Genomic DNA, 18,581 nt, shown 5'->3' with positions numbered 1-18,581 from the left:
TTGTGGTCGCTCAGTACGTCACCGGGATCGAGTCCGCGGTCGATGACGCCTCACGGCTGGCAGCGAAGGGTGTCACGGTCGGGTACGGCACCCGGATCGTCATCGACGATCTGGACGTGGCGATCCCGCCGGGGGTGATCACCACGATCATCGGCCCCAACGGCTGCGGGAAGTCGACCCTGTTGCGGACCCTGTCGCGGCTGCTCAAGCCGACCAAGGGGACGGTCGTGCTGGACGGCGAGGACATCGTCAGGCTCAAGACCAGGGAGGTGGCGAAGAAGCTCGGTCTGCTGCCGCAGGCGCCGGTCGCGCCGGAGGGGCTGACGGTGTCCGACCTGGTCGCCAGGGGCCGCCATCCGCACCAGAGTTGGCTTCGGCAGTGGTCGTCGGACGATGCCGCCGTGGTGGAGCGCGCCCTGGCCATGACCGGGGTGTCCGATCTGGCCGACCGTCCGGTCGACGCGCTGTCCGGCGGGCAGCGTCAGCGCGTCTGGATCTCGATGACCTTGGCTCAGGGAACCGACCTGCTGCTCCTCGACGAGCCGACCACCTACCTGGACCTGGCGCATGCGGTCGACGTGCTCGACCTGGTGGACGACCTGCACGAGTCGGGGTGCACGGTGGTCATGGTGCTGCACGACCTCAATCTGGCCACGCGCTACAGCGACAACCTCATCGTGATGAGGGAGGGGTCGATCCTGGCCCAGGGGCACCCGCGTGACGTGATCACCGCCGAGTTGCTGCACGAGGCGTTCGGGCTGCGCGCCAAGGTGATCGACGACCCGGTGGGCAGGCGGCCGCTCATCGTGCCGATCGGTCGCACACACGTCCAACTCGACTAGTTCCCAATAAAGTTGTAGAAGTTAGGCTAGCCTAGCCTCACCTGTGCACGGTAAGGTTTGCCTGCCCTTATGTGGGGGCGCAGTGGACAGCGCGAGCAAGGGATGTCGGATGCTCCTCCATCGAACGATGCCCAAGAGATCCCGGCGGCGGCTGGCGGCGATGTTGTCCGCCGCGGCCCTCGGAGTCGGCCTCCTCGCGGGCTGCGGTTCCGACTCGGCGGACGAGCCGAGCGACGACACCCCGGCTGCCGCCGCCGGTGCATTCCCGGTCACCGTGGAGCACGCGTTCGGATCCACGAAGGTCACCAAGGCTCCGCAGCGGGTCGTCTCCGTCGGCTACACCGACGACCAGACCATCCTGGCGTTCGGCATCAAGCCGGTCGGCATGGTCGACCAGTACCCGAACCCGGCGGGCAAGACCCCCGACATCAACACCCAGTGGCCCTGGGTGAAGGACAAGTGGGGCGACAGCCGCCCCGAAGTCATCATGAGCAACGGCGACTCCGGCCCCAACTACGAGAAGATCGCCGCCCTGCGGCCGGACCTGATCATCGCGGTCTACTCCGAGATCGACCAGGCCGCCTACGACAAGCTCTCCAGGATCGCCCCGACGGTGGGCCGCACCAAGGCCGAGAAGGAGCCGTTCAGCGCGCCGTGGCAGGACAACGCGCTGCACATCGCCAAGGCGCTCGGCAAGGCCGAGGAGGGCGAGAAGATGGTGGACGACATCCAGGGCCGGCTCGACGAGGCCAAGAAGGCACACCCCGGGGTCGCGGGCGAGAGAGCCGTCGCGTTGTCCTGGTACGAGGACTCGGTGGCGCCGTTCACCTCCACCGACGTGCGCGGGCGGCTGGTGACGGGCATCGGCTTCACGTACCAGACCGAGATCGACAAGGTCGCGGATGGCAGCTTCTACACCAAACTCTCCCCCGAGCGCATCGACCTGATCGACGTCGACCGCATCTTCGTCATCAACGACAAGGCGGACACGGAAGCGTTGAAGAAGTTCAAGCTGTTCACCAACCTGGACGCCGTGAAGAACGGCAAGGTGTCGTACCTGCTGGACAGTGAAGGCCCGGCGGTCGGCGCGGCCATCTCCCAGGGCACCCTGCTGTCCATGCCGTACGCGATCGACGAGCTCGTCAAGTCGGCCGAGTAGGTGTGAGCACCGCCGACACGCGCGTCGCCCCGGCGACCCTGCGCACGGCGACCGGACGCGAGGCCGGCCGATGGGTCGCGGCGCACTGCCGCGAGGTGCCGTGGCTGACGGTCGCCACCGTGCTCACCACGGTGGCCGGGGCGGCGCTCCAGGTGCTCCCGGTGCTCCTGCTCGGCCGGGTGGTCGACGGGGTCGTCGAGGGCGAATCGCGCTCGATCCTGGTGAGGGTCGGGGTGTTGATGGTGGCGGCCGCGCTGCTCGGTGCCGCGGCCACCGCGTTGTCGACCTACCTGATCGGGCGGCTGGGCGCGGATCTGCTCGCGCGACTGCGGGAAGGCGCGGTCCGGGCGGTGCTGGGGATGCCGAGCGCACGGATCGAGCAGGTCGGCAGGGGAGACGTGCTGTCCCGGGTCGGTGACGACGTGGCCGTGATCTCCAAGGGCATACGCACGGCCGTCCCCACGGTGTTCTCGGCGGGAGTGCTGGTCGTCATCGCCACGGCCGGCATGTTCGGACTGGACTGGCGGCTCGGCCTGGCGGGCGCCGGCGCGCTGCCCGCGTACGCGCTGGCCCTGCGCTGGTACCTGCCCCGGTCCGCCCCGCTGTACCAGAAGCAGCGGGTGGCCCAGGCCGACCGTGCGCAGGCGTTGATCAGCGGTCTGAACGGGATCGACACGGTCCGGGCGTACCGCCTCGAGGACGACTTCCGCGAACAGGTCACCAGGGAGTCGTGGCGGGTGCGCGATCTCGGCATCGAGGTGTTCCGGTTCTTCGGCCGGTTCGTCGGCAGGGAGAACCGCGCCGAGTTCATCGGGCTGGTCCTGATCATCGTGGTGGGATACGCCCTGCTGGAGGCCGACGCCGCCAGCCTGGGCGAGGTGTCGGCGGCCCCGCTGCTGTTCCACCGGCTGTTCACCCCGCTGGGCGCCATCATGTTCACCTTCGACGAGGCGCAGAAGTCGGGCGCGAGCCTGACCCGGCTCGTCGGGGTGCTGGGGGAGCCCGCGGAGGAGCGGCTGGTGGGCGACACGGCCGTCGCTGCGGCGGGCGCCGGGTCATACCCGGTGACGGTGGAGGGGCTGACGTTCAGTTATCCCGACACCGAGGAGCCGGTCCTGAGGGATGTCGACCTGACGATCCCGGCCGGCGCTTCGCTCGCCCTGGTGGGGGCGACGGGCGCGGGCAAGACGACCCTGGCCGCACTGGTCGCGGGCATCGGAACCCCTCAGGCCGGGTCGGTGCGCATCGGGTCCACCGACCTCGCCGGTCTGGACGAGGCCGGGGCGCGGGCCCTGGTGAGCCTCCTGACGCAGGAGACGCACGTGTTCTCCGGCCCGCTCGCCGACGACATGCGGCTGGCCGCACCAGAAGCGACCGACGCCGAGCTGATGGACGCGCTGCGCACGGTCGGCGCCGACGGGTGGGTCGACGCGCTGCCGGACGGGCTCAACACCATGGTCGGCGAGGGCGGCGAGCGCCTGGACGTCACCAAGGTCGCCCAGATCGCCCTGGCCAGGCTGGTGCTGGGCCGGTCGCCGGTGGTGGTGCTCGACGAGTCGACCGCGGAGGCGGGCAGCGAGGGCGCCGCCGAGCTGGAGCGGGCCGTACTGGCCGCGTGCGCGGGCCGGACCACGTTGTTCGTGGCGCACCGGCTGACCCAGGCCATGGCGGCGGACCGGATCGCCGTGTTGGACGCGGGACGCGTGGTGGAGCAAGGAACTCACGAGGAGCTGGTGGCTCTGGGCGGCCGGTATGCGCGGCTGTGGCGGGCCTGGCGAGAAGGAAGTTAGGAAACCCCGATTCAGGCTGGGCCGACTTTCGTACCGTAGAAGGGCGTTGAGTCTTCGATGATGGAACCGAGCGCTCGTCTCCTACTGCTCTCTCCCGCGCGCCTGGCCGAGGTGCGCCGGCGAACCGGCGACTTCTCCGACAGGACCATCGCCGAGGCGTGCGCCATCGGGCTGTCGTACTGGGCGACGGGCCGCAGCCCCGACGGCATCGACCTTGGCCCCGGCACTCTGTTCGCCGACGTTCTCGGGTGGGTCGACAACGGCGGGGCAGGGCCCGGCGGTTGGGAGGTCGGTGCGGACGGCCGGAGCATCGCGGTCCCGGAGGGCGTCGGGCCGGCCGACGCGCAGCTCGCACTGGACGACCTGGCGGACTTCCCTGACCGGCCCATCGGCACCATCGGCCCGTCCAGTGCGGCGGCGAGGCTCGAGGCACTTGCCGAGTGGAACGACACCGGGGCCGACCGGGTCCGCCCGACCATCGTGGAGATGTTCCTCGAGCAGGCGCGGAGCAGGCCGGACGCCGTCGCCGTCGTCGACGAGCACCGATCGCTGACTTACCGTCAGGCAGCCGCGCTGTCCAGCCAGTTGGCCCACCATCTGATCGAACGCGGACTGGCCCCCGAACAGGTCGTCGGCATCTCCCTGGGCCGCTCCGCCGACATGGTGATCGGGCTGCTCGGCGTGCTCCAGGCGGGGTGCGCGTTCGTACCGCTCGATCCGCAGTGGCCCGCCGCGCGCCGCGCCGTCGTCATCGAAGACGCCAGGGTCGTGGTGCAGCTCAACGACTCGGGCGAACACGCCCCGGATGAACCGGAAGCCGTGGCCGTCGACCTCCGCGACTGGCGGTTCGGGTCCTACCCCGCCGAGGCGACCGGGGTCACCGTCCTCGGCCCCGCCCTGGCGTACGTGATGTTCACGTCCGGTTCGACCGGGCGGCCCAAGGGCGCGATGATCCGGCACGAAGCCATCAGCGAGCGCCTGCTGTGGCAGGTCGGCGAGATCCTGGGCTTCGGCCCCGACGACGCGTCGCTGTTCAAGGCCCCGTTGTCCTTCGACATCTCCATCAACGAGATCTTCCTGCCGCTGGTGTGCGGCGGCAGGGTGGTGGTCCTGCGGCCCGGCGGCGAACGCGACCCGCACCACCTGCTGAGCGTGATCGCCGAGCAGCGCGTCACCTTCACGTATCTGGTGTCGTCGATGCTGGACGTGCTGCTGGAGATGGTGGCCGGCTCCGGCCGCCTCGACAGCCTGCGGCACGTGTGGTGCGGCGGCGAGGTGCTGACCCCGGAGCTGTACGAGCGGTTCCGCACCCGCCTCGACATCCCCATGTACCACGGCTACGGCCCGGCCGAGACGACGATCGGTGTCTCGCACGTCGTCTACCGGGGCACGGCGGAACGCCTGTCGACGTCGATCGGCAAGGCCAACCCCAACACCCGGTTGTACGTGCTGGACGACGAGTTGCGCCCGGTCCCGGTCGGGGTCGGCGGCGAGCTGTACGTGGGTGGGTTCCTCCTGGGGCGCGGGTACGTCAACGCGCCCGGCCTGACGGCATCCCGCTTCGTGGCGAACCCCTTCGCCGGCGACGGCTCCCGGCTGTACCGGACCGGTGACCTCGCGCGGTTCGCGCCGGACGGGTCGCTGGACTTCCTCGGCCGGGCCGACAACCAGATCAAGATCCGCGGTATGCGGCTGGAGATCGAGGACGTCGAGGCCGGTCTCGCGGAGCACCCCCGCGTACGGCACACCTGCGTCGTCGCGAAGGAGAACGCGGCGGGCGGCACCTATCTGGTCGGGTACGTGATCCCGGCCACCGGCAGCCAGGACCTGCGGGCGGACGAGGTCAAGGCGTGGGCCGCCCTGCACATGGTGGAGTACATGGTGCCCGCCCACATCGTCGTGATGAAGGAGTTCCCGCTCACCGCCAACGGCAAGCTCGACCGGAACGCGCTGCCGGAGCCCGCGATCGGGGCGGGCTCGCTCGTCCCGCCCGCCACCGAGAACGAGCGCGTGGTGTGTGCGGTGGTCGCGGCGGTGCTGCGGCTGGACGAGGTCGGCGTCGACCAGGACTTCTTCCAGCTCGGCGGAGACAGCATTCTGGCGATCTCGCTGCTGAGTGCGCTGCGCGACGCCGGTCTCCACGTCACGGCACGGCAGATCTTCACCAACAGCACGGCGGGTTCGCTGGCGGCCGTGGCGAGCCGTGAGGACGTCTCCACCACGGACCACGGCGATGTCGCGACCGGTTCCGTCGTGGGCTCGCCCATCGTGCAATGGCTCGGCGAGACCACGGACGCGATCGACGGCTTCGTGCAGTCGGTGGTGCTGAACACCCCCGCGGACCTGACCGCCGCCGCCCTCGACGACATCCTCGCCGCCGTGGTCGGACGGCACCACATGCTGCGCGCCAAGCTGGTGCGCGGCGCCCGCTGGAGCTTCGACATCCCGGAGCCGGACCGGGCCCTCGCAGGGCAGGCCGTCGCGGGGTGGCAGGAGAGCGACCGACCGCTCGACGAGTGCGTCGCGCTCGCCACCGACGGGCTGGACCCGGCGGGCGGTGTGATGCTGCGTGCGGTCTGGCGCCGCGAGGCACGGCAACTCGTCGTGGTCGTCCACCACGTGGTGATCGACGGAGTGTCCTGGCGGGTCCTGATGGAGGACCTGGCCACGGCGTGGCGGCAGTTCGCCTCGGGCGCGCCCATCGAACTGCCCCCGGCCGGCACGTCGTTCCGGCGCTGGACCCAGCTGCTGGAGCGCGCGGCGTTCGACGCGGACAGCGCCTACTACTGGCGTCCCCTGCCGGCCGAGGACCAACCGGTGGGCAGGCGGGCGCTGTCCGCAGCCGACACCGTCGCGGGGGAGCGGGTGCGGACCGTCTCGGTCGGCCCCGAGGTCACGGCCGCGCTGCTGGGCGAGGTCCCCGCGAGGTTCCACGCGGGCGTCAACGACGTCCTGCTGACCGCGCTCGCCGTCACCCTCGCCCGGTGGCGCCGCGACCTCGGGCAGGACCAGACCTTCGCGCACATCGAACTCGAGGGCCACGGCCGCGAAGGACGGTTCGTGGCGGGCTCCGTCGGCTTCGAGCCCGAACTGTCGCGGACCGTGGGCTGGTTCACCACCCTGTTCCCGGTGACCCTGGACCCCGGCGCCGCGGCCGACTTCACCGCACCCGAATACCTGGCCGCCGCGCTCAAGGCCGTCAAGGAAGACCTCGCCCGCGTGCCCGACAACGGCGTCTCCTACGGTGCTCTGCGCTACCTGACCCACACCGAGTTCGACGCGCCCGCACCGCAGGTGCTGTTCAACTACCTGGGCCGCTTCGACGTGGGCGCGTCCGGCGACTGGCAACTCGCGGGCACCACAGGTCAGTTGGGTGAGAAGCGCGACCCGAGGATGCGCCTGCCGCGCGCCCTGGAGTTCAACGCGATCGCCGAACCCGCCTCGCATGGCGCGTACGAACTGGTCACCACCATCTCCTGGCCCGACGGGATGTTCACCGACGAGGACATCGCGACCGTCGGCGAGTACTTCCGGGTGGCCCTGGCCGGACTGGCCGCGCTCGACCAAGGCGGCCACTCTCCCAGCGACTTCGGCCTGGTGCCGCTCACACAGGCCGACGTCGACGCCCTGGACGGACCGGCCCTGCGCGACATCCTGCCGCTGACCCCGTTGCAGGAGGGCCTCTACTTCCACTCCGTCTTCGACGACGACTCCACGGGCGCTTACGTCGAGCAGCAACTGCTGACGCTGGACGGCGAGGTGGACGCCGACCGGCTCGCGGCGGCGGCCACCCGGCTGCTCACGCTGTACCCGAACCTGGCCGCGCGGTTCACGGCCCTCGCCGACGGCCGTGTGGTCTCCGTGCTGGAGAGCGGTGTGGAAGCACCCTTCACGACACTGGACCGCCCCGGCATCACCGACGACGAGATCCGTGACCACGCCGAGCGGGACCGCCGCGCCGGGTTCGACCTGGCCACCGGCCCCCTGATGCGGTACACGCTGCTGCGCGCCGGCTCCGGCCGCAGCGTCCTGGTGCAGACCGTGCACCACATCATCGCCGACGGCTGGTCGGTGCCGCCGATGCTCCGCGCGCTGCTGGCCGAGTACCACGCGCCGGGCACGGTGCACCCGCTCGGCGGCTTCCCCGACTATGTGAGCCGGCTCGCCGAACGCGACGACGACGAGAGCGACCGGGTATGGCGCGATCAGCTCGCCGACCTGCCCGGCCCGTCGCTGGTCGCCGAGGGGCACACCCCCTCCGCCCGATTCGCCGACACCGCCGTGGAACCGCAGGACGACATCGACGCGGCCGCCCGGTCGGCCGGCGTGCCGCTGAGCGTGGCCGTGCACAGCGCCTGGGCGGTGACACTGGGCGGCATCCTGCACGGCAGGGACGTGGTGTTCGGTTCCACGGTGTCCGGGCGCGACGCGGACGTGCCCGGCATCGAGGACATGGTGGGTCTGTTCATCAACACGATCCCCGTGCGCGCCCGTTGGACCGGCACCACCACGGCGCACGACCTGCTCGCCTCGGCGCGGGAACACCAGAGCGTGGTGCTGGCGCACCAGCATGTCTCGCTGGCGAGGATCGGCCGCGAGGCCGGAGCCGGCACCCTGTTCGACACTCTGGTGGTGTTCGACGTCGCGACCGATGTCGAGGGTCTGCGGCGGCCCGGCGACACGCTGGTCATCACCGACATCGTGAACGAGGGCGCCCCGCACTACCCGCTGACACTGGTGGTGGAGCGCGTACTCGACGGCCGTCCCCGCTTCAACCTGATCTACGACGGTGAACTGCTGCGGGAAGCGAGAGCCCAGGCGATCCTGCTCACTTTCACCCGGACCCTCACCGGGCTGCTCACCCGGCCGGACGCCCTGGTCGACGACCTGGCGCCCGAGGACACCCCGGGTGCCATTCGGGTCACCCCGACAACGCTGGGCGGACTGTTCGACGCCGCCGCGCGCCGGGACCCGGCCGCCACCGCCGTCACCCGGTGCGGTCTCGACGGGAGTACCCGGTCCCTGACCTACGGCGAACTGACGGACGCGAAGAACGAGTTGGCCTCGGCCCTGCGCGCGGCCGGTGTCGGGCCGGGCAAGCGGGTCGCCGTCGCCGTCCCGCGCTCCCTGGAGCAGGTCGTCGCCCTGGTCGCGATCGTCACCGCGGGCGGCGCGTACGTGCCGCTGGACCTGGCGTACCCGGACGAACGGCTGGAGTACATCCTCGCCGACGCCGCACCGCAGGTCGTCCTCGTGGACCGGCGCCAGCGGGACCGCTTCACGGAACTGCTGGCCCGGGCGGGCGTGTCGGCCCGGGTGCTCGTGCAGGACGACGAGCTGCCGCCGGCCACCACCGGGCCCGGGCCCCAGGCCGGTTGGCACGACCCCGCGTACGTGATCTACACGTCCGGATCGACCGGCAGGCCCAAGGGTGTCGTCGTCCCGCACTCCAGTGTGGTGACGCTGCTCGCGAACACCCGGCCCGGCATGGACTTCGGCCCGCACGACGTGTGGGTCCAGTTCCACTCCTTCTCCTTCGACTTCGCGGTCTGGGAACTGTGGGGCGCGCTGGCGCACGGTGGTGAGCTGCTGGTGCCGGAGTACGGACTGACCCGCTCCCCGGTCGACTTCCACCGGCTGGTCCGCGAGCGCGGAGTGACCGTGCTGAACCAGACCCCGTCGGCCTTCTACCAGTTCATCGAGGCCGACCGGCATGCCGACGAGCCGGTCACCGCACTGCGCCGGATCATCTTCGGGGGCGAGGCGCTGGATCTCGGGCGGCTGCGCGGCTGGGTCGAGCGGCACGGCACCGGTTCGCCCGAGCTGGTCAACATGTACGGCATCACCGAGACCACCGTCCATGTCACCCACCGGGTGCTCACCGACGAGGACTTCGATCTCGGCGACGACGTCAGCCCGATCGGCGGTCCGATTCCCGGCCTGGTCACCTACCTGCTCGACGACCGGCTCCGGCCGGTGCCGCCGGGCCGGGTGGGCGCCATCTACGTCGCCGGCGACCAGGTGTCCCTCGGCTATCTGGGCAGGCCGGGGCTCACCGCGGGCCGGTTCGTGGCGAACCCGTTCGCGGGCGACGGCTCCCGCATGTACCACACGGGCGACCTCGCCCGCCGCACGCTCGACGGCGAGCTGGAGTTCACCGGCCGCGCCGACGACCAGGTCCAACTCAAGGGCTTCCGGATCGAGTTGGGCGAGGTGGAGTCCGCGATCAGGGAACTCGACGGTGTGGCCGACGTGGCCGTCACCGTCGCGGGCAGCGGCGACCACCTGGTCGCCCACGTGGTCGGCCGGGTGCCCGGCGACTTCACCGCCCTGCTGTCGGCGAAGCTGCCCGTGCACATGGTGCCGGGCAGGGTGCTGCCGGTCGACGCCCTGCCGCTCACGGTCAACGGCAAGCTGGACCGCAAGGCCCTGACCGACCGCGCCGCCCGGCACGCCATCCCCGCCACGCGTGACTCGGCGCCTGCCGCACCGGACGACACCCAGGTGGCCGCGAGTGATGCCACGTTCGCCGCACTCGTCGACATCTTCGCCGAGACGCTGCCCGGCTCCGAAGCGGACGGTGACACCGACTTCTTCAGGGCCGGGGGCGACAGCATCGTCGCCATCACCGTGATCAACCGGGCCAGGGCGCTCGGCCTGCCGATCGCGCCACGCGACGTGTTCCTGTTCAGGACGCCGCGCGCGCTCGCCGAGCACCTGGGGGCACGCACACCACGCACAGCGCAGGCCCTCGCCTCCGCGCCCGCCCGTCGCGAGGACGGCCCGCTGACGCCGACGCCGATCATCCTGCGCCAGCGGGAACTGGGCGGATCGCTCGCCGGGTTCGCCCAGGCCAGGACGCTGGTGGCCCCCGAGGGCACCGGGTTCGCCGACGTCGAGCGCGCCGCGAACGCAGTGGTGGCCGCGCACCCGGCCCTGCGGCTGCGACTGCGCGTCGAGCACGGGGTGTGGGCACTGCGCACCGAACCCGCCCGCGAAGTCACCGTCGTCCGGGCGGACGCGACCGAAGCGATCGACGCGACGACCGCGGCGAACGAAGCCGCCGGACGGCTCGACCCCGAGTCCGGGCACGTCATCGCGTTCTCGTGGCTGGCGGCGAGCCGGACCCTGGTGGTCACCGTGCACCATCTCGCCGTCGACTCGGTGTCCTGGCTGGTACTGCTGGACGACCTGGCCACCGCCCTGCGCGGGGCGGCCCTGGCGCCGCCGACCACGTCCTATGCCGAGTACGCCGAAGCCCTGGCGCTCCGGTCCGCCCAGGTGATCGACGACCTCGGGCACTGGGTCACCACGCTCCAGGCCCCCGGGCTGCTGCCCGCGGTCGGGAGACTGCGCGAGACGACTGTCGTGCTCGCCCCCGAAGTGAGCGACCGTGTGACGCGTACCGCGCCCGCCGCACTCGGTGTCGGTCTCACCGAGTTGCTGTGCGGTGCGCTGCGCACCGCGCTGACACACGTCCAGCCGTCGCCCACCGATCTCGCGATCGATCTGGAGCGGCACGGCCGGGTCCCGGTCCTTGAACACCACGACTACACCCGCACGGTCGGCTGGTTCACCTCCATCGCGCCCATACGGCTCACGCCGCACACCGACCCCGTCGCGGCGGCCCGCGAGGTCGCCGAACGTCAGCCGGACGAGTGCGGGCACGTCGCCTACGGCGGGCTCAGGTACCTCAACCCGCAGACGGCCCCGCTGCTGACCGCCCGCCCGCAGGTGCTGTTCAACTACCTCGGGCGGGGCAGCGAGTCCCAGGCGCTGCACCTCACCGGCGGCGATCAGGGCAGCCCGTACGCCGTCGAGGTCAACGCGTGGCTCGACGAGGCCACCGGAAGCCTGCACGCGGCCTTCACCCTCGCCGAGGGCATCCCCGACGAGATCACCGAGCGCTGGCGGAACGCACTGGAACGCATCGCGGACGCCTCCGCGACGGCCGAGCGCACGGCACCGGTCACCCCGCTCCAGCGGGGCCTGTTCTTCCAGGCCCAGATGGCGGGCTCGGCCGGACACTACGTCGCGCAGAGCTGGTTCAGCTTCGACCGGCGACTGGACACCGACGCGCTGGCCGAGGCGATGGCGTACGTGATGGTGCGACACCCGGTCGTGGGCGCCGGCTTCGCCACCGACGCCGACGGAAACCCGGTGCAGGTCCTCAAGGCCGGTCGACGGGTCGATGTCCGCACGGTCCACCTGTCGACGGACGGTGAAGTCGAGGCTCTGTGCGCCCAGGACCGCGACACGGGATTCGATCCGGGTGAGCCGCCGCTGATCCGGCTGACCGTGGTGCGGCTGCCGGACGACCGCGACGGCCTGCTGCTCAGCTACCACCTGCTGCTGTGGGACGGCTGGTCCCGCGAGATCGTGCTGCGGGACCTGTTCGACGCGTATCAGGCAGTCCTGGCGGGCGAGTTGCCGGCCCCGGCCCCGGCCACGCCGAGCTTCGAGGACCACGCCCGGGCGCTCGACGCCAAGGACTCCGCCGTATCGGAACGCTTCTGGGCGGAGCACCTGGCCGGCCTCCCCGGCCCGACGCTGCTCGCCGGGCCGACGCCGTCCCTCACGGACGACCTGCCGCGCGCCCTCGTGCACACGCTGTCCGCCGAACAGTCGGACCTCCTGCGGGAAGCGGCCAAGGCGCACGGCGTCACGCTGAACTCGGTGCTGACCGGAGCCTTCGGCCTCCTGCTCGGCGCGCACACGGGCCGCACTGACGCCGTGTTCGGCGTGACCGTCTCCGGCCGGGAGGGTGAGGACCTGTCCGACATCGTCGGCGTGCTGCTCAACACCGTGCCGATGTGGACGCGGGCACGGCCGGACGACACGGTCCGCGAGTACCTCTCGGCCGTGCAGACGGCCAGGGTCGAGGCGATGGGGCACGAGCACCTCGGCCTCGGCGAGATCCAGCGGGCCAGTGGCCACGACACCCTGTTCGACAACCTGTTCGTGCTCCAGAACTTCCTGGACATGGACGCGTTCGCCGAGATGAACGCCAGGCACGGCATCACCGCGGTGAAGGCCGATGACTCCACCCACTATCCGTTCACCTGGGTCGTCACGCCCGGCGACCGGCTCACGGTCAAGCTGGAGCACCGCGACGACGACACCGAGAACGCCCGGCGTCTCCTCGACGACTACCTGCGCGTACTCGAGGACCTGGCCCGGTCGACCGGGCCGGTCGGCGCACTGCGGGGGTTGGGGCCGCAGCCCCCCCAGCGCACCCGCACGGACGTCGGCACGGACACCGTCCTCGACCGGTTCGACCGGGCGGCGGATCGCGATCCGCTGCGGGTCGCGCTCGTCGCCCACGGCTCGACCATGACCTTCGCGGAGCTCCGGGACCGCAGCCGCGCGGTGGCGGGTGTGCTCGCAGAGCGTGGCATCGGCCCCGAGACGACCGTGGGTCTCGCGATCCCGCGTTCCCTCGACTCGATCGTGGCGCTGTTCGCCGTGCTGCGCGTCGGAGCCGCGTACGTGCCGCTGGAGCTGGACCACCCGGACGAGCGGATCGCCGCGATCGTCGCGGACGCCCGCCCGGACGTGATCCTCACGGTGAGCACCGTGTCGCCCCGGCTGACCGGCGACCTGATGGACCTGAATGACCTGATCGAGCTGGACCGCCCGCTGCCCGAGGCCGAGCCGTTCGTGACGTTCGCGCCGGACGATCCCGACCGCCTGCGGCACCCCGCGTACACGATCTACACCTCCGGATCGACGGGGAAGCCCAAGGGCGTGGTCACCGAGTACGCCGGACTCACCAACATGCTGATCAACCATCAACGCCGGATCTTCGAGCCGGTGCTGGCGGAGCACGACCACCGGGTCTTCCGGATCGCGCACACCGTGTCGTTCGCGTTCGACATGTCGTGGGAGGAACTGCTGTGGCTCGCCGACGGCCACGAAGTGCACATCTGCGACGAGGAACTGCGCCGTGACGCGCCCCGGTTGGTCGAGTACTGCCTTGAACACGGGATCGACGTCATCAACGTGACCCCGACCTACGCGCAACAGCTGGTCGCCGAGGGGCTGTTGGACAATCCGGCACGGCGGCCGGCACTGGTGCTGCTGGGCGGCGAGGCCGTCACCCCGACACTGTGGCAGCGGCTCGCCGAGACCGGGGGGACGGTCGGCTACAACCTGTACGGACCGACCGAGTACACCATCAACACCCTCGGCGTCGGCACCTTCGAGTGTCAGGACCCGGTGGTGGGAGTGGCGATCGACAACACGGACGTGTACGTGCTGGATCCGTGGCTGCGGTCCGTGCCCGACGGGGTTCCCGGGGAGCTGTACGTGTCGGGCATCGGCATCGCGCGCGGCTACCTCGGGCAGCCCGCACAGACCGCGCACCGCTTCGTGGCGTGCCCGTTCGGCCAACCCGGCGAGCGCATGTACCGCACCGGGGACCTGGTGGTCCGGCGGCCCGACGGGAACCTGATGTACCTGGGCCGAACCGACCAGCAGGTCAAGATCCGGGGGCACCGGGTCGAACCCGGCGAGGTCGAGGCCGCGTTCGCGGCGCACCCGGCGGTGCGGTTCGTCGCCGCGGTCGCCCAGCCCGACCCGCAGGTCGACGGGGCGTACCGGCTGGCCGCCTACCTCGTCCTTGACGGCGCCGACCTCGCGGCGGTCGCCGCCGAAGTGGGCGCCGGACTGCCGGACTTCCTTCGCCCGACGCACTACGCCCAGGTCGACGGCATCCCGCTGACGGTGAACGGGAAGGCTGACACGAAGGCGTTGCCGGAGGCCAAGCCGCTGGGCGCGCTGACCACGGCGGGGGAGCGGGGACCCGAGAGCGAGACCGAGACCGTGGTGTGCGAGTTCTTCGCCGAGGCACTGGATCTGGACGACGACGAGGTGAGCGCGGTGAGCGACTTCGTGTCCCTGGGAGGGCACTCCATGCTGGCGGTGCGGCTGAGCGGGCTGCTCCGCCGGGAGTTCGGTCCTGTGATCACCATCCGAGACCTGTTCACCCTGCGCACCCCGGAAGCGATTGCCCACCACCTCGATGACAACTCCTGACACGCAGCGGCCCCGCCCGGGGTCCGACATCCTCCGGACCGCACTGCGTCGCAACGTCGGCGCCATGGCCTGGGGCACCTTCCTCATGGGCCTGTACCAGGCGGGTGAGACCGCCTTCCCCATCGCGCTCGGCCTGATCGTCGAACACACCATGCGGGACCGGAGCCTCGGCTCGCTCGGCCTGTCGATCGCCGCGTTGGCCGTGATCATCACGACCGTGTCGCTGTCGTGGCGGTTCGGGATGCGCATCCTGCAGAAGGCCAACACGACGGAGGCGCACCGCTGGCGGGTGCGGGTCGCGGCCTGCGGACTCCAGCCGGTGGCCAGGGACGTCGACCTCAAGTCCGGCGAGGTGCTGACCATCGCCACCGAGGACGCCGACCAGACCGCCGACATCATCGAGGTGGTGCCGCTGCTGATCAGCTCGCTGGTCGCGGTGCTGGTCGCGGCGGTCGCGCTGGGCCTGGCCGACCTCCGGCTCGGCCTGCTGGTGATCGTGGGCACCGTCGCGATCCTGTCCGTCCTGAGCGTGATGTCCCGGCGGATCGGCGCCAGTACCCGCGAACAGCAGGCCCGGGTGGCACGGGCGGGCGCGAAGGTCGCCGACCTCATCATCGGCCTGCGCCCGCTGCACGGCTTCGGCGGCAATCACGCGGCGTTCCGGTCCTACCGGACGGTCAGCACGGAGGCGAAGCACCAGGCGATCACCGTCGCCCGGGTGAACGGCGTGTACGCGGGCACCGCGTTGGCCCTCAACGCGGTCCTCGCCGCCGCCGTGACCCTGACGGCGGGCCGGCTGGCGTTCGACGGCCGGATCTCCATCGGGGAGCTCGTCATGGCCGTGGGTCTCGCGCAGTTCATCATGGAACCGCTCAAGCTGTTCTCGGAGATGCCGAAGTACGTGATGATCGCGCGCGCGTCGGCCGAGCGGATGGCGCTGGTGCTGTCCGCGCCTCCGGTCACGACGCCGGGTCCGGAGCGCCCGGCCGCGGGCGGATCCCTCGAGATCGACTGCGTCCGATACGGATCCCTGCGCAAAGTGAAGTTCCAGGTGGCAGCCGGCGAGTTCGTGGCGATCGCCGCCTACCAGCCGCGCGCGGCGGCCGACCTCGCGTCGCTGCTGGCCGTGAACGTCCCTCCCGACGCGTACGAGGGAGTGGTGCGGGTCAGCGGGCAGGAGCTCGCGGACCTGTCGATCGAGGCGGTCCGCGAGCACCTGCTGGTGAATCCGTACGACGGGGAGATCTTCGCGGGCACCCTCCGCACGAACATCGACCCGTCGGGCACCAGCCGGACGGTCCCGGAGGCCGTCGAGGCGTCCATGCTGACCGACGTCGTCGCCCTCCACCGCGAAGGACTCGACCACGGTGTCCGCGACCGCGGCGCGAACCTCTCCGGGGGGCAGCGCCAACGGCTGTCCCTGGCCCGCGCCCTCGCCGCCGACACCGACGTCCTCGTCCTGCACGACCCCACGACGGCCGTCGACGCGGTCACCGAGCAGCTCATCGCCCGCAACGTCGCGAAGCTGCGCCGGGGCCGTACCACCCTCGTGATCACCAGCAGCCCGGCCCTCCTCGACGCAGCCGACCGTGTCCTTGTCCTGGACGACGGTGTCATCACCGCCGAGGACACCCATCGGAACCTCCTGGCGACGGACGAGGCCTATTGCCTGGCGGTGGCCCGCTGATCCGACCTGCTGGGTGTGCTGTCCCGGCACGGTGGTGACAGCGACACGCCTTGAGCGGGGCTTGGCATGCCGCAGATCGGCGTGCCAAGCCCCGCGTCTGCGGCATGATCCGCCGGACAGGCGCTAAGCGAGCGCCCAGGCGACATCCCTGAGCAGGGCGTGCCGCCAGCCCGCTCGGTCGTGGTCCGATGCCGACCGCGAAACCCGCACGGTCGCACCGGCCTGTTCGGCCAGGGCCTCGGTCAGTTCGCAGTGGGGCAGCATCCGCGTCTCGTGTTCCCCCACGTCGAACGCGACCCGGAGACCCGACAGGTCGGGGCGCTCCCGCAGGCGGGCGGCGATGGTGCCGCCGACCGGGCCGCCCAAGGGGTCTGCCAGGTCCATGGCGTCGGGTGTCCACCAGAACGACGCCGACTGACAGGCGACGCGAGAGACCAGCTCCGGGAACTCCAGTGCCGCGTACATCGCGCTCAGCCCGCCGAGACTCTGCCCGGCGACCACCAGTCGGTCCCGGTCCGCGGGTACGCCCGTTTCTGCCACCAGCGGCAGCAGTTCGTCCCGGACCGCCTCCCACAGCTCGGGCCTGCATCCGAACTCGGCCACCCTGTCCTTGGTCGGAAGGAAGACGAGCGTGACGGCGGGCATCTCGCCACTGGCGACGGCCGAGTCGAAGGCACTCATGGCCGGGTGCAGGTACAGCCAGTCGTCCCCGTCGAGCAGCAGGACCACCGGTCCGCCGCCGCCCGCCGGGTGGACTCGCACGGTGCGCCGCCCGCCGAGCCGTCCGCCGGCCCAGCGGATCCGGGTGCGCGGGAGGGGCAGTACGGCGTCGCTGCCGGTGCCGACCACGGGCCAGTGCGGCTGGGCCGGCGCGTCCGGGGTCGCGGCGATGGACCGGTCACCGCCCGCACCGACCGGGTTGAAGGGGTCGGCGTACGCCGCGTCGCCCGCGAGGAACCGGTAGGTCACCCGCAGCCGCGCGGGCATGCGCACCTCGGCGTACCAGCAGTCCGTCTCGCCCCATCGGCGCAGCGGCACCGGATCCGACCAGCTCTCGAAGCCGATGCTCGCCGGAGACCCGCGCCACAGGAACAAGGTCACCCAACCGCCGTCGTCGGCGGGCACCGATGCGGGTGTTCCCGCCGCCGCCCAGAACTCGTCGGTGCCGGGCGTGCCGGGCAGTCCGAACTCGACGAACGCGTTCTCCCTGCCGGCCGCGAGGCCGTGGACGGGATCGGTCATGGCCGGCCGGTGAGGTGGCAGCCCGTGGTCCGAATGAACTCGGTGTCGGGCAACTCCGTGCCGTCCTCGGTGCGGACCCGTTCGATCACCAAAGGCATGAACGTCTCCTTGTGAGAGGGAAGGGCAAAGGCTAAGCTCACAGGAATTAGGCGAGCCTAACCTAATCATGGCACTCGCTTCCATCACCACTGGAACCACCCCTGGTCCGCGCTCTCGACGCGGCTGTCACCGTTCCCGTCGGAACCGAGGAGGCACTGAGCATGAGCACCAACCCTTTCGACGACCCCGAAGGCCGATTCCTGGTCCTGGTGAACGACGAGGGCCAGCACTCACTCTGGCCGTCCTTCGCCGAGGTGCCCGGGGGGTGGACGATGGTCCTCGACGAGAACACCAGAGAGGCATGCCTGGACTTCATCGAGGCCAACTGGACCGATCTGCGCCCCCGATCCCTCGCGGCGTCCATGGACGGCTGACCCTGCACAGCGAACCGCCCCGCCCAAGGACAAACCTGGGTGTCCGCGGCGTGAGCGGCAGCTCGGGGCGCCTCGATCAGAAACACCTGACGTTCCCTCGCCGAAGGCAACTCGGAGGCAGGCCCCAGGAGTTCGACCACGCCCGGCAACGGCGTCAACTCGCCCGCAGGCCGACCGGCGCGTCCGGCCGCTCGGCTCCCGCCCCCCCACCCAGGCGGCGGCCGCCCGCTTCCACCCCGGGGGCAAAACCCCCCTGCTCCCCCGCCGCGACCGCATCACGCTCGGCCTGATGGCGGGCGTGCCGACGATCCTGCACGTCGCCCTGGTGTGGGTGACCGCGCTCGCCTCGAT

Annotated in this window: 7 protein-coding genes and 1 pseudogene; 7 read left to right on the top strand and 1 reads right to left on the bottom strand. The window is 71.3% G+C overall.

Annotated features, from left to right (window positions below; translation table 11 throughout):
• The first annotated feature begins 2 nt into the window (after positions 1 to 2).
• The 5 genes from ADK57_RS41865 to ADK57_RS41845 all read left to right on the top strand — a co-directional run bounded on the left by ADK57_RS41865 (position 3) and on the right by ADK57_RS41845 (position 16,515).
• The gene (locus ADK57_RS41865) at positions 3 to 842 is read left to right on the top strand and encodes an ABC transporter ATP-binding protein (protein WP_053754992.1); all 840 of its coding nucleotides are present in this window, start codon (positions 3 to 5) and stop codon (positions 840 to 842) included.
• A 109-nt stretch (positions 843 to 951) separates the two neighbouring features.
• Entirely contained in the window at positions 952 to 2,001 is a 1,050-nt protein-coding gene (locus ADK57_RS41860) for an iron-siderophore ABC transporter substrate-binding protein (protein ID WP_053754991.1), read from the top strand.
• Between the two features lie 2 nt (positions 2,002 to 2,003).
• A complete protein-coding gene (locus tag ADK57_RS41855) occupies positions 2,004 to 3,791 on the top strand; it encodes an ABC transporter ATP-binding protein (protein WP_053754990.1) in 1,788 nt (595 codons plus the stop codon).
• A 57-nt stretch (positions 3,792 to 3,848) separates the two neighbouring features.
• On the top strand, positions 3,849 to 14,828 hold the full coding sequence (locus tag ADK57_RS41850; protein WP_053754989.1) for a non-ribosomal peptide synthetase: 10,980 nt from the start codon (positions 3,849 to 3,851) through the stop codon (positions 14,826 to 14,828).
• Positions 14,815 to 16,515: an ABC transporter ATP-binding protein gene (locus ADK57_RS41845; protein WP_053754988.1), complete on the top strand. Its 1,701-nt coding sequence runs from the start codon at positions 14,815 to 14,817 to the stop codon at positions 16,513 to 16,515. The genes ADK57_RS41850 and ADK57_RS41845 overlap by 14 nt, the downstream gene beginning before the upstream one ends.
• A gap of 123 nt (positions 16,516 to 16,638) precedes the next feature.
• Here the strand turns inward: ADK57_RS41845 and ADK57_RS41840 are convergent, their stop codons facing one another.
• A complete protein-coding gene (locus ADK57_RS41840; RefSeq protein WP_053754987.1) occupies positions 16,639 to 17,757 on the bottom strand; it encodes an alpha/beta hydrolase-fold protein in 1,119 nt (372 codons plus the stop codon).
• Positions 17,758 to 18,017: 260 nt separating this feature from the next.
• Between ADK57_RS41840 and ADK57_RS41835 the strand changes: the two genes are divergently transcribed.
• Positions 18,018 to 18,230, top strand: coding sequence for an MbtH family protein (locus ADK57_RS41835; RefSeq protein WP_053754986.1), 213 nt, complete (start codon positions 18,018 to 18,020; stop codon positions 18,228 to 18,230).
• A gap of 241 nt (positions 18,231 to 18,471) precedes the next feature.
• A pseudogene (locus ADK57_RS51805) lies at positions 18,472 to 18,581 on the top strand (sugar ABC transporter permease); the annotation flags it as partial.

It is taken from the genome of Streptomyces sp. MMG1533 (assembly GCF_001279775.1).
Taxonomy (GTDB): Bacteria; Actinomycetota; Actinomycetes; order Streptomycetales; family Streptomycetaceae; genus Streptomyces.
Note: the sequence above shows the minus strand (reverse complement) of the source record. Positions and strands in the feature narration are given on the sequence as shown.

Excerpts from the sequence above, each read along its gene's own strand:
- ADK57_RS41835 (WP_053754986.1), top strand. The coding sequence starts at position 18,018 with ATGAGCACCAACCCTTTCGACGACCCCGAAGGCCGATTCCTGGTCCTG.
- ADK57_RS41845 (WP_053754988.1), top strand. The coding sequence starts at position 14,815 with ATGACAACTCCTGACACGCAGCGGCCCCGCCCGGGGTCCGACATCCTC.
- ADK57_RS41860 (WP_053754991.1), top strand. The coding sequence starts at position 952 with ATGCTCCTCCATCGAACGATGCCCAAGAGATCCCGGCGGCGGCTGGCG.
- ADK57_RS41840 (WP_053754987.1), bottom strand. The coding sequence starts at position 17,757 with ATGACCGATCCCGTCCACGGCCTCGCGGCCGGCAGGGAGAACGCGTTC.
- ADK57_RS41850 (WP_053754989.1), top strand. The coding sequence starts at position 3,849 with ATGATGGAACCGAGCGCTCGTCTCCTACTGCTCTCTCCCGCGCGCCTG.